Below are 13,315 nucleotides of genomic sequence, written 5' to 3'. Positions count from 1 at the left end.
TGCGATTTGATTGCATTCATTTAAATATAACCCCGCCAAAAATAGATTCGATTCGCACTGCAAACTTCAAAATATGAGATAATAAATAAAGGGTGATACTGTTGAGAAAGGAATTATACAAATTTAAATATGAGTCTTTATGCAGGAAATTGAAACCAATTCTGGAAAAAAAGGCATTTGAGGTCTATATAGCAGACAACACAAGCGATGTCAGAAAGCTTGTAGAACGAATTGTACCAGAAGGAGCCGTCATAAGCAGCGGTGGATCTATAACACTCAATGAATGTGGTGTAATTGATCTTCTCAAAAGTAACCGATACAAATTTTTGGACCGTTATAATTCCCCGGATAGGAGGAAAACAGAACTTGAAGCGTTCGACAGCGATTTTTATTTTTGCAGTGCGAATGCGGTAACAATGGACGGAGAATTGGTGTTCATGGATGGCTTCGGAAACAGGGTGGCAGCAGTTACATTTGGCCCCAGAAATGTAATACTGATCGTGAGCGCAAATAAGATTGTAAAAGATTTGCAAGAAGCGAAAGAAAGAATCAGATATATTGCTCCGATGAATGCAAAAAGATTATCTCTTTCCACACCATGTGCTGTGTCTGGAATTTGCCATGATTGTGATTCACCTCAGAGAATATGCAGGCATCTGCATGTAATATTTGATTCACGCAATTTACCGGGTAGAATAAAAATTATACTGGTTCTTGAAGAACTTGGATTGTGAGGGATAAAAGATGGACAAAAAATGGTTCGGAATATACGAAAGGCTTGTGAACACAGATACAGGGTTCGATATAGATCTTTCTCAGAAACTTTTGCGAACTGATTTCGTGGCTGAAGAGTTAGCAAAGCTTGGCTTTAAGTTAATCAGAGAGAGCGCAGCTCATGTTGGAATTCTTGGAAAGCCACCGTACATAACACTAATAGGCCATCTCGATACTGTTTTCAAAGAAGGCGAATCATCCAAAAGACCGTTCAATGTTAGGAATGATATCGTCTATGGTCCTGGAGTTGCAGATATGAAGGGTGGAATAGTCACTTTACTCGCTACTGTTGAAAAAGCTGTAAGCAGTGGCTTTAAAGACATATGCGTTATCATGAATGTGGATGAAGAACTCGGTTCAAAAACAAGCAGAGAGACTTTTTATAAATATGCCAAGGAAAGTATCTGCTGTTTATCCTTTGAACCCGGTGGTTCTAACGGCGAAGTTGTAATAAGTAGAAAAGGCATAGCATCAATGAATTTAACCGTGAGAGGGATCAAAGGGCATGCCTCAAGGCTTGAAGAAGGTGCCAACGCAATAGTTGAAGCAAGTAAAAAACTGGTTGAAATATATTCTCTCAATGAAAAATTCTCAGATCTAACTGCAAATCCAACAATTGTAAACGGCGGGGAAAAGTCAAATATAACACCTGATCTCTGCATGGTGTACTTCGATGTAAGGTTCTCAGATCAGAAAGATCTTGAAAAATTCAAAGAAAAAGTATTTCAAATATGCTCTTTCAGCTCAATAAAAGGAACAAACTGTGACCTGTCCCTGCAGGAAAGGCGTCCTGCCATGAAACCGCACCCGGAAATCTTGAAAGCCCTCGAAGAAATTTCGAAAGAACTGCGCAAAGAAATAAAGGTTCAGCACTCAAATGGTGGCGCTGACAGTGCGTTTTTCTATCAATTTGATGTTCCTTCAATTGACGGGCTCGGTATAAGCGGTGGAAGATTTCATTCGGAGGATGAATACGCCATCCTGAGCAGCTTTGAACCAAAAATAGAACTTTCCATGGCATTGATAAAGCATTTTTCCAACAGGAGGTGAGAAATGTGAACTTTGTCGATACAACTCTTAGAGACGGTCATCAGTCGCTTATTGCAACAAGAATGTCGACCGAAGATATGCTTCCTGCTCTTGATGCTATAGATAAGGTTGGTTTTTACTCCATGGAAGTCTGGGGAGGAGCTACTTTTGACGTTGCAGTGAGGTTTTTAAATGAAGATCCATGGGAAAGATTGAGAAAAATCAGAGAAAAAATCAAAAATACAAAGCTTCAGATGCTTCTCCGCGGGCAAAACCTGGTTGGTTATCGCCATTACGCAGATGACACAGTCAGGCTTTTTGTCAGAAAAGCTGTTGAAAATGGCTTAGACATAATAAGAATATTCGATGCATTGAACGACGAAAGAAATTTGCTGATTGCCATCGATGAAGCAAAGAAATCAAACGCTCATGTACAGGGAGCAATATCCTATACGATCAGCCCTGTTCACACAATTGAATACTACTTAGAATATGCTCGAAAATTGATAGAACTCGGCGTTGACTCTATATGCATAAAAGATATGGCAGGCTTGCTTACGCCAAAAGATGCATACAACCTTGTCAGTGCTCTGAAAAAACAGTTTTCAATCCCGATAAATGTCCATTCCCACTGTACATGTGGGCTTGCACCGGCAACTTATCAGGCTGCCATGGATGCAGGGGCAGATATAATAGATACCGCTCTATCACCATTTGCGCTTGGTACATCACAACCTCCATTCGAGCCTATCTATTATGCTCTGAGTAAAAATGGAGATTTACCAGCTTTAGATTGGGATACGCTCGATTTTCTCATAGACCATTTCACCAGAGTAAGACAAAAATACGCTGCTTTTGATGTAAAAATGACAACAATTGATCCAAAAATTCTCTACGCGCAGGTACCCGGGGGCATGTATTCAAATATGGTAAAACAACTCCAGGAGCAAAAAATGGCCCACAGAATGAAAGAGGTTTTAGAAGAAATACCGCGTGTTCAAAAAGACCTTGGTTATCCTCCGTTAGTGACACCAACCAGCCAGATAGTTGGCGTTCAGGCTGTGCTGAATGTCATGACAGGTGAAAGATACTCTAAAGTAACAAAAGAAGTCAAAGAATATGTAAAAGGTTTCTATGGACGTCCACCGGCTCCTATTGACCCAGAACTGGTGAAGAAAATACTCGGCGATGAGAAGACAATAGATACCCGCCCGGGAGAACTGATCCAGCCAGAAACCGAAAAAGCTAAAAACGATCTGGGGCTACTTGCAAAAAGCGATGAGGACGTCCTGATATACGTGATTCTCGGAGAGATTGGCAAGAAATATCTCCAGAAACGTTATATAAATCAACTCAAAGTTGACTTTGATCTGTTGAAAGATTTTGAGGCCCCTGTTTATCCTGTATGATCGTTGGCATTGGGATTGATGTAGTCAAAATCGATAGAGTAGAATTGTCTTTAAGCAAAAGAATCCTCGGACCATCGGAGCAGCTGGAATTCGAATCAATTAAGGATAAGAAAACATATCTAGCTGCAAGATTCGCTGCGAAAGAAGCTTTCTTCAAAGCAATCGGAACAGGTGTGAAAAATTACTCTTTCACAGACATAGAGATTATCCACAACCATGCCGGGAAACCTCTTTTACTTTTTCACAGAGATTTTTATTTCAATTTTGCTCATATAAGCATCACACATGATTTCGTAGCTGCAGCACAGATAATACTGGAAAAGCGCCCCGGGAACGTTTATATTGGAGTGGGTTCAAATCTCGAAGATAGGTTGAAAAATATTCAAGAAGCCTGCAATTTGATGGAATCGCGCAAAATAAAAATAATAAAAAAATCCTCCATTTATGAGACAGATCCTTATGGAGTGAAAGATCAACCAGATTTCTATAATTGTGTTTTAGAAGTAGACACGGATTTTTCTGTTGAAGAATTGTTGAACATGCTTCTGAAAATAGAGCAAGAAATGGGTAGAAAGCGTGAGAAAAAATGGGGCCCAAGAATTATCGATTTGGATATCCTTATGTATGGAAATACAGTATACAAATTGCCGGATTTATCAGTTCCTCATTACGATTTGATCAACAGACAATTTGTGATAGTTCCATTGCTGGAAATTAAGGCAATAGATCATCCAATCTACGGAGAATTGAAAAATTTCGTGGGGGAAAGGAGAGACTGGAGATTAGTGACAAAGAACTGGTGAAAGAGATTTTTGAGATAGAAAAACAAATAGATAGCCTTATTGAACAACGCGAATATGAAAAAATATTGAATCTTCTCTTTCAGAGAGAAAAACTTATAAAAAATTTATCATCAATTGACAAAAAAATAGCTCAAATACTTGTAGAAGCAGATAAAGTTAGAATTGATAAAATAAAATCCCATATGGCCCAAATTCAACAAAATGCATTGCAAACAAAAAACGCTGAATCTGCAATCAAGCTTTACAGATATATCTCAGATTCAAAAGGTACAAGACTCGATGAAAAAATGTGAAAAACAAAAGGGCGCGTCGGCGCCCTTAAATATCATGGGTAAATACCTCTCAGTTTGACAGCCTGAGCTACTCTTTCTATAGCCACTACATAAGCAGCCGTTCTGAAATCAACATTGTATTTTTTCTTTGTTTCTGCAACATCAGCAAATGCGGCTCTCATCATTTTCGTTAACTTTGCCCTGACGTCATCTAAATCCCAGAAGAATGACTGAAGATCCTGTACCCACTCAAAGTAAGAAACAGTAACACCGCCAGCATTAGCGAGAATGTCTGGTATAACCATAATTCCCTTAGAAACCAGTATTCTATCTGCTGCAGGCGTTACCGGTCCATTTGCACCCTCAACGATAAGTTTTGCTTTTATTCTATCAGCGTTTTCCTCGGTAATCGCATTTTCCAGAGCAGCCGGCACAAGTATGTCTACATCAAGCTCGAGAAGCTCTTCATGTGTTATCTTCTGGCCTTTTGGATAACCATTTATCAATCCTTTATTGTTGTCTCTGTAAGCAATGAGATCGTTTATGTCAAATCCATCCGGATTGTAATAAGCTGCCGATACATCACTTACAGCGACAATTTTGGCCTTATAATCGTCATGAAGGATCTTCGCCGAGAAAGAACCAACATTTCCGAAACCCTGAACCGCAACTGTAGCTTTGCTGATATCTTTATCAAGCAATTTACATGCCTCTGAAGCAACAACTGCCACGCCACGGCCTGTGGCCTCGTTTCTTCCTATAGATCCGCCTATCTCGACCGGTTTTCCTGTCACGACACCGAGAGCTGGATACCCTGTGTGCATGGTGTAGGTATCAACATACCATGCCATAACCTGCGCATTTGTGTTCACATCTGGAGCCGGGATATCTCTTTTTTCACCTATAAAGTTAGCTATTTCGTAGAAAAACCTTCTGGAAAGCCTTTCCAACTCATGCTTTGAAAGTTTGGCTGGGTCCACTTTGACTCCGCCTTTTCCTCCGCCGTATGGAAGGTTCAAAAGCGAGCATTTCCACGTCATCCAGAAGGCCAGGGTCTGTACCTCGTCGATTGTAACATCAGGATGATATCTTATACCTCCTTTTGCCGGGCCTCTGGCTGTGTTATGCTGGCAGCGATACCCTGTAAACATCTCAACTCTTCCATCATCCATCACGACTGGAAATTCAACTATAAGTGTACGCTGAGGTCTCTCTAAGAATTTCCTGATATTGGGATCAAGCTGCATAACATCTGCCGCATGTCCAAAGACCTCAAGCGCTTGCTGATATAGAGACTTAGCCATCGAAAATCCTCCCTTCACGTAGGTTCACCAATAACCTTCCATCGGGTCGTTAGTGAATTGCTTCACAGCCATATTGTATCATCGGTCTACATGCCATAAAACCCTGGCAAAAGGCGACTATGAGAATTAGAATAGCAAATAACCACAGAAAAGCACCCTTTACTCTTTTATACTCACGAAATCATGAGTATGCATCTGTATGAATAATTCAATGAGAGCAAAAAATAACCCCGCCTCTAAGGCGGGGAAGATCAAACTGGCGTATCAACCAAGTACAAGTTCTACGATTCTGTCTATATCCTCGTCTGAAAGAGCACTTTTTAAAACAGTCCCTATTTTTTTTATTCGAACAAGTATCTCGTCAACCTGAGCTTCATTAGCTTTCAAACCTCTTTTATCCAAATATTGCTTGACAAAAGCGCGACCGCTCTTTTTTCCTCCAACGTACTTAAGCCAGCGACCAAAGTTCTCAGGATTGTAAGGATACATAGCATATTTTATTTCTGTTGCTCTATTAATTTTTTCGTTTGCATCAATCACAATACCTGATTCGCTGTCAAAAATCCGATCACCAACTATCGGTTTATTTGGAGCAACGTGCATTTTGGATACTTCCTGTATCATTTTTGAGACTCTGTAAAGTTCCTGACAATCCACATTAGTTTTTATTCCAAGTATCATTTCAATACCTGCTATTACTTCCTCCGTCGAGGCATTTCCCGTACGTTCACCAAGACAATTAAAAGATGTCTCAACAGCTTCTGCGCCAGATGCAATAGCCATGAGCGCTGTAGCTGTAGCCAGCCCATAATCGTTGTGTACATGGATGGATAACGGAATAGAGGGAAACCATTCTTTCATCTTTCTCACCAGGAAATTCACTGTGAATGGATGTGCCTGGCCAAATGTGTCGGATATACCTATTTGATCAACTTCTACATTTTTTAAAAGTTCTGTGTAAACTGTTTTGATCCATTCAAGATTGTTGATTCTAAAAGTATCCCATCCACAGAATTCGACGAATAATCCCAATTCCTTGGCCAGTTTTGCGCCTTTGATTATTCTGTCAATGAATTCTTTTGAATCAAGTCCCAAGACATATTTCACAAAATATGGATTAATGCTTGTTTCGTAGAACAAACCATCTGCACCACATTCAGCAGCAAGCTTTACATCTTCATCCATGATTCTTGCAAGGGCTATTTTTTTTGCTTTGAGGTTCATCTTTGACAGTCTTTTAAAAACTCTTTGATCTTCACCAGATACAGCTGGAAACCCAACTTCTATCATTGGAACACCAATCTTATCAAGTTCTTGGGCTATGAACACCTTTTCATCTTCAGTGAACACAACACCCGCCATTTGCTCTCCATCTCTCAGCGTGACATCATGAATTATGACCTGCTCGGGCAGATTCATTTTTGAGCGAACTTCCTCGATAAAGTTCAGTGGTGACACCCAGCTGTCGTTTAAAATAAACGGCTCGCATCCTTCTAATTTTTCAAACGGCACTTTCACCATCTCCTTTTTCAAATCTTTGAACTGCTTCCAAGCCTTTTTGTGTTATTTTAATAATTCTTCTCCATATACCACCTTCACTCAAGTAACCACGCCTTATAAGCGAATTAATAACCGTTGATAAGGCCATTGAATTCAACCCTGTTGTTTTTGAAAGTTCGTCCGCTAACACTTGCGAACCACTTTTTACATGTTTGAGAATATTTAATCCCACTATGTCCAGATCACCATAAATCTCTTCTGATTTAATTCTTGTTGGCAGATTTTGGGCAAAATCAGTTAAAATAAATGTGTAAAAGCCAGAACCTCTATTGGAAGCTCTTTTGACTGCTCCTGCTTTTTCCAACGAAAGAACTAATTCACTGCTCTTTGAAGAATCTATGTCCAGTAAATCTGTTATTTCTGCCATCGTGTTGTATCCTCTGCGGATTATATCGAGCACTTCTATTTCTTTATCACTGAGTTGTGTTCTTTTTTTGACCGTGAAGTCGTATTTTGATTTTCCAAATAAATTGGCAATAAGAGCTGCTACTACCGAAACAATGAGCCCAGGTATAACCATGTGACCAAATTTGCTGGTTAATGGATAAATTTTTGTTAAATCAAGTAATGTCCATACAGACATGAATATCAACCCAGTCAATCCTCCAACAAACGCTCCTGTTGTAGAAAATTTCTTACTATAAAGACCCAAAATTACTATAACTGCTGTTGGAGCGAGCCAGGCTGTTGCAAAAGCAAATAAGTACACAGGGCCGCCCGGAAAGAAACAAAGTAACAAAGCAGCAATGCCAAATAATGTGTTAACAATCATAGAAGGCTTTACAAGATCCTCAGGTTTCGCATTTGGTTTTACAAATCTCTGATAAATGTCTCTTACTATAACAGAACTTCCAGCCATGTAATAAGTTGTTGAAGTTGAAACAGAGGCAGCTAATGTTGTTAAAAGAAAATAAGCAGCCAGCACAGATGGAGTATCCCGTAAGAATATTCCAAATGCGGCCGCTGGTGCAGCAGATCCCTGTGGTGCAAACATTTCTGGATGAGCTGCCCCAACGTAAGCTCCAAGTAATGGATACATAAAACCATTTGCTGAAAAAAGTATTAAAGCCGCCAGCAGATAAGAAAACTTCGCTACTCTTTCGCTTCGAACAGAGCTAACTCTGATCCAGTAACTATTAGATCCCCACACCAACGCCATTCCATATAAGAAAAACGCAACAAAAACGCTTGGATAGAAAGTCGAAAACCAGGGAAAACTTTTTCCTGCTATTCCTGAAGTCCATACATTTCCGCCAGGCCAATTATGTGTCAGGAAGGATAATCCTCCATATCTCACAAGAAGAAATATTACCAGAACCGGTATTGCAAATGTACAGAGGACTCCTTGAATAAAATCTGTCAAAGTAACAGCCCACATGCCACCAAGAACTGTGAAAAACAAGAAAATAAGGAAAGTTATTAGAATAGTTACTGGTATGGACCAACCAGTAAATCCTGTGATTATAGTGGCCATAGAAAGAACATTGTTGGCAGTAATCCCGAGCATTGCTACAACAGTAACAAGAGTTATTATAAACCTAACTCTTCTGTCATATCTTATCTCTAACCATTCTGGTAAAGTGTGTGCACCTGTTCTTCTTGCAACTGGTGCTATCAAAAGAGCATAGGAAATAATACCTGTTAAAGAATAAGCAACCCCAAGCATGAAAATACTTTTAGTGAGCCCACCCATTATAGTGAAGGCAGGAGCCAGAGTTAAAGTTGTTCCAGCATAACCTATCGCGGCAACCCCTAAAGTATTTACGAGCAAATTTATTTGTCTTCCTGCAACAAGATAATCTGTGCTCCTTCCAATCCACTTTCTCGTTACCCATCCAACAAAAACCATTATAAAACCAAAAATAGCGAAAAAAGTCGTAAATATGCCCACCGTACCCATGATTAGCCCCCCTCTAAATTAAATATTCTCGATTATCGCAACAGCACGTACCCAACCTGCACTTGCTTTATGTATTTTTATTGGAAAAACAGATACTTTAAAACCGTATGGTCTTGGTATTTTATCTAAATTTGCCAGTTTCTCAATGTGACAGTACTCTTTTTCAATACCAGCAAAATGGGCCGGCCATATAAAGGAGCCATCTTTTTTTTGAGAATAATCTTTGGACATTTCAGAGAATGGTCTGTCCCATGTATAAGCATCAATTCCCATCACCTTAACACCTTTACCTATTAACCATAGCGTCGCCTCTCTGCTCATACCTGGTTGAAGGAAATACTCCTTTGTCCCCATTCTTTTATCAGCACCTGTCATTATTAGTACAATATCAAGGGGTTTGATTTCATAGTTGATCTTTTCAAGCGATAGATTTAAATCTTCAATTGTAATATACTCACCCGGATTTTTATGGCGCATATCGAGAACTACTCCATTTGAAAAACACCATTCAAGAGGAATCTCATCTACTGTTTTTGCTATTTTTCCTTCAGAAATTGGATGAAAATGCCACGGTGCATCCAAGTGAGTACCAGTGTGAGTCATCGCCTCGATAAACTCATACGACCACCCCAATCCTTGAGAATAAACAAGATCTTTTGGAATAACACCAAACTTTTCTCTCATTTCTTGGGCACCTGTGCGGTGATCAAGATATGTTATCTTTGCTGGCCAGGGTTCAGATTCAGAGTTAGGAAATATTGTCTCACTTAAATCAATTAATTGATACGGCATTTTACCACCCCCTCTTTATCGATTATCGATAATACATAAAAAAACACAAAAAACCTAAGCAAAAAATGATCAGAAAAATACTCTTAAGAGAGAAAAATTGGGAAAAACTCCTCTATAGCTGCTCTTTTCTCATTTTTTCTTTCGATTTCTCTTGCATATATTTATAATTTTCTTTCAAGACTTTTTGGCTAAACCGAATATATTCTTGAATCATCGTAGAAACCTTTTTTGAATCTCTAATCCAGATAGCCTTTATTATTTCACCAAAATATTGCGAGGATACTTTTAAATTATCATCAAACTCTAAACTTAAATATCTATATCTTTTTACCTGATCTTCTATCGAACGCAAAAGTGTGACAAGTTTTCTTGAACCGCAACCAGCCAGAATAACATCGGTAAATGCAAAATTAGCCTCAAAAGCCCTGTCTAAATCATTTTCTATATAGGCATTTCTGAATTCCGAAACCCATTTTTCCGCATCTTTAATCAATTCTTTATCCGCTCTCTCAGTAAACCAGGCAAACGCAAGAGACCAAAGTTTTTCTTTTATGGTCCATATATCTACAAGCTCATCCAAGGTCAAATTTGTAACAACATAGCCTTTGTGTGGCGACTCGCTCACAAGATCCGATTTTTCCAAAATCTTTAATGCTTCTCTCACAGAAGTTTGACTGACGCCAAAACGTTTTGCTATTTCTATGATTTTAAGTCTTTCTCCAGGAAGATAAATACCCTTTATGATATCATCTTTCAACTGTTGAGCTATACTTTCAGAAAGTTTAGGAGGTCTCTGATAAACTGCCATAATTAACAACCTCTTTTCTACTTTTTCGATTGCTCAATTACCACGCATCTTAAACCATTTGGGAAAATCATATTTGTCAGAATTTTATAGCCTATAGAAGAAAGCTCTTTCTTCATTTGAGCTGTTGTCCTGAGTATTCTGAACGCTGGATAGTACCAGATTGTATCGTCCCCCTCACATAGATTTGGCACATGATAAAACACCACAGCCCTTTTTGCCCCCCGAAGTAATTTTTTCAATTCAACCGTTTTTTCAACACCTTCCAGTATTACTGCATTTTCAGAATTGTCACTCAATTCTATGCCAAGATCCATAAAAATATACTCGAAATTTTTCATGTCTTCAGCTCTTCTAACACTTTTCCAGTCGAGGTTTAATAAAACCTCATGCAATTCAAATGCCCCAACTCGTAAAGGTAGCTCCTTGTAAAACTCTTTTTCGAAACTCTCATATGCCTTTATTGATTCGTCAACTGGATAGGGCCTTGAATAAATCAAGCCATTTTTAGCTTTCATCCATGCTCGAACCGGATGGATTACACCAAAAGTAGTAAATCTTTCGGAAATATTTCCAGCCCACAATATCTCATCGTTTTTGCCAAACCAGTCCAGTGTAATGCTTGGATACAATCCAGTATATAAGAAGCGTCCTGAATTTATGTCAGCAAGCTTTTCATTCTCTTCAACCGCTTTTATGTGGTACATAAGAGATTTTTCCAAATCCACTTTCGAATATATTTTTGCGAGTCTATAATAATACATGGGAAATCTGGACGGATTTTTAATTCTTTTTAAAAGTTTTATTGCTTTATCTTCATTTTTAGTATAAACGGCAGAAACATATAATGCTACGTCTTTGTCTGAAAGTAAATGCAATTTGCTTGTATTGTCGCCAGCATATTTTTGAAAATCTATCAAAAATTCTTTTTGCTTTACGTAGAAATTATACAGTTCTTCATAAACACCGTTTATATCTGGATCAAGTTTCGTTTTGAGATCTTCAACAATGGGCTTGACAAATTTTGACAATTCCGGAACAAGCTGTACAACATTTCTGTATAATCTGATTGCCTCCAGAAACTTAGCTTCTTTTAAAAACTGATCTGCCAGAAGTGCTTTTGCAACACCTTGAACGACGTAATCTTCATTATCCACAAAATTTTCAACAAATTTTTTCTTCTCTTCATCGCTCTCAAGCATTGAATAAACAAACAGTAAACCACCGACACCATTATCATCAACCAGTTTTTTCAGGTTTCCGCTGCTCAAAAATTCGAGTAATAAATCCCGTCCTTCACTCAATCTTTTCAGCAAAGCATAGCTAAATGGAGTAATTTCTTTGGCGTAAACATTTTCTATTTTTACAGGTAATTTGAACTCAACAATTTTTTCATAAATTGGCTGCATATTGATTTTAAGTTGTTTTTTCCTGATAAATTCTACCAAATTGGTCAAACCGCTTAGACATTCTCTGATGCCTTTCTCAGATATTTTTTCAACAAGGAACTGCAACATTTTTTCTGGGATGTCTTCATTTTTCGCAAATCTATCTCTGGCAATTTCATTGAATTTCTCGTAATTTTCAGTTGCAACATAGGCTATCATAGCAGTGGCATCAGCCACCGGGATATCCTTAAAAGACATAATTGTCCAGCCAAATTTCTCTATATTTTCAGACGCGTACTCAACAGCTTTTTTAAATCGCTCATAATATTCAATCACCTTTTCCCATTTTTGTTCCTTAGCGTAGATATTAACGAGCGAGAAGTAAGGGTCAGGATAATCTGGGACAACTTTTATCGCAGTTTGAGCAAGCTGAACGGCAAGGTCATTTAGGCCAGCGTTTGCTAAATCAATCGAAAAAACGTACAAAAATTCCAGGCCAATTGCTGGTATTGAAGTAAGTTTCTTCATCAGTTGAAATGTTTGCCAGCCTGTTTCTGCTATCTGATATGGTTTTCCACCAGTTTTTTCTATCTTATAAAGCTGTATCAAATAATAAAGCTTTTCCTGGTCATTTTTGCATTGCTGAAGATATTTTTTTATCAAATTTGCTGTACGCTCATATTTTTGCTTTCTCAGTCTTCTTGTCCATATGTAACCATAGTGATATATCAAAAAATTTGCATTTACAACTTTTGGTTTATAAATTGCTTGATTGTGCACAATATTTTCGTAATGTACAGTGCCATTTCTGAACAATCTCGGGGTTGAAGCAATTTCAGTTCGCTTGAAATCCCAATCGAGGTAACTCAAAGTTGGAAGATAAACTGTGTTAACATCTTCTGGAAGATTTTTAAGAAAATCTCTTATTTGTTTTCTGAAATCCTCTGAAATCTCTTCATCTGCATCCAAAATTAAAACCCATTCACATGTAACATATTTCAAGGAATTATTTCTTGCCTCCGAAAAATCGTCCTTCCATGGATGAAAATACAGTTTATCGGTGTATTTTCGTACTATGTCTGGTGTATTATCAACAGAGCCTGTATCAACTACAACTATTTCATCGGCAATATCTTTCACACTGTCCAGAGCTCTACGAATATTGCTCTCTTCATCCTTTACAATCATGGCAACAGACAGCAGGCAACTCAAGCCAAGCACCTCCAAATTTGCCTTCATGAACAAATTGTACCATTTTATCTGCAATAAAAAAGGCGGG

The 13,315-nt window shown here is 38.4% G+C and carries 11 protein-coding genes; 5 read left to right on the top strand and 6 right to left on the bottom strand.

Annotated elements, in window-relative coordinates; all coding sequences use genetic code 11:
* The first annotated feature begins 101 nt into the window (after positions 1 to 101).
* From TEL01S_RS01290 to TEL01S_RS01270, 5 genes are read left to right on the top strand one after another with little or no spacing between them, the layout of a single operon-like run.
* Positions 102 to 734 carry a lactate utilization protein gene (locus TEL01S_RS01290; protein ID WP_012002319.1) on the top strand — a complete coding sequence of 211 codons (633 nt, stop codon included), beginning with the start codon at positions 102 to 104 and terminating at the stop codon, positions 732 to 734.
* A gap of 10 nt (positions 735 to 744) precedes the next feature.
* Positions 745 to 1,824, top strand: a complete 1,080-nt coding sequence (locus TEL01S_RS01285; protein ID WP_012002318.1) for a M20 family metallopeptidase — start codon at positions 745 to 747, stop codon at positions 1,822 to 1,824.
* Positions 1,825 to 1,829: 5 nt separating this feature from the next.
* Positions 1,830 to 3,212, top strand: coding sequence for a pyruvate carboxylase subunit B (locus tag TEL01S_RS01280; protein ID WP_028843500.1), 1,383 nt, complete (start codon positions 1,830 to 1,832; stop codon positions 3,210 to 3,212).
* Positions 3,209 to 4,015, top strand: a complete 807-nt coding sequence (gene folK / locus TEL01S_RS01275; RefSeq protein ID WP_028843501.1) for a 2-amino-4-hydroxy-6-hydroxymethyldihydropteridine diphosphokinase — start codon at positions 3,209 to 3,211, stop codon at positions 4,013 to 4,015. The genes TEL01S_RS01280 and folK overlap by 4 nt, the downstream gene beginning before the upstream one ends.
* A complete protein-coding gene (locus TEL01S_RS01270) occupies positions 4,012 to 4,308 on the top strand; it encodes a hypothetical protein (RefSeq protein WP_028843502.1) in 297 nt (98 codons plus the stop codon). The genes folK and TEL01S_RS01270 overlap by 4 nt, the downstream gene beginning before the upstream one ends.
* 32 nt (positions 4,309 to 4,340) lie before the next feature.
* Here the strand turns inward: TEL01S_RS01270 and TEL01S_RS01265 are convergent, their stop codons facing one another.
* From TEL01S_RS01265 to TEL01S_RS01240, 6 genes are all read right to left on the bottom strand, one after another.
* Complete coding sequence (locus TEL01S_RS01265) at positions 4,341 to 5,591, bottom strand: Glu/Leu/Phe/Val family dehydrogenase (RefSeq protein WP_012002314.1); 1,251 nt, start codon at positions 5,589 to 5,591, stop codon at positions 4,341 to 4,343.
* A gap of 264 nt (positions 5,592 to 5,855) precedes the next feature.
* A complete protein-coding gene (locus tag TEL01S_RS01260; protein ID WP_028843503.1) occupies positions 5,856 to 7,103 on the bottom strand; it encodes a LeuA family protein in 1,248 nt (415 codons plus the stop codon).
* Positions 7,093 to 9,051, bottom strand: a complete 1,959-nt coding sequence (locus tag TEL01S_RS01255) for a sodium:solute symporter family transporter (protein WP_012002312.1) — start codon at positions 9,049 to 9,051, stop codon at positions 7,093 to 7,095. The genes TEL01S_RS01260 and TEL01S_RS01255 overlap by 11 nt, the downstream gene beginning before the upstream one ends.
* Positions 9,052 to 9,069: 18 nt before the next feature.
* Positions 9,070 to 9,843: a cyclase family protein gene (locus tag TEL01S_RS01250; protein ID WP_012002311.1), complete on the bottom strand. Its 774-nt coding sequence runs from the start codon at positions 9,841 to 9,843 to the stop codon at positions 9,070 to 9,072.
* Positions 9,844 to 9,955: 112 nt separating this feature from the next.
* A complete protein-coding gene (locus TEL01S_RS01245; RefSeq protein WP_028843504.1) occupies positions 9,956 to 10,651 on the bottom strand; it encodes a GntR family transcriptional regulator in 696 nt (231 codons plus the stop codon).
* A 17-nt stretch (positions 10,652 to 10,668) separates the two neighbouring features.
* A complete protein-coding gene (locus TEL01S_RS01240) occupies positions 10,669 to 13,257 on the bottom strand; it encodes a tetratricopeptide repeat-containing glycosyltransferase family 2 protein (RefSeq protein ID WP_232504378.1) in 2,589 nt (862 codons plus the stop codon).
* Positions 13,258 to 13,315 lie beyond the last annotated feature (58 nt).

Source organism: Pseudothermotoga elfii DSM 9442 = NBRC 107921 (genome assembly GCF_000504085.1).
Taxonomy (GTDB): Bacteria; Thermotogota; Thermotogae; order Thermotogales; family DSM-5069; genus Pseudothermotoga_B; species Pseudothermotoga_B elfii.
The sequence above is the reverse complement of the archived record's forward strand: the minus strand, read 5'-3'. Positions and strand labels throughout refer to the sequence as shown.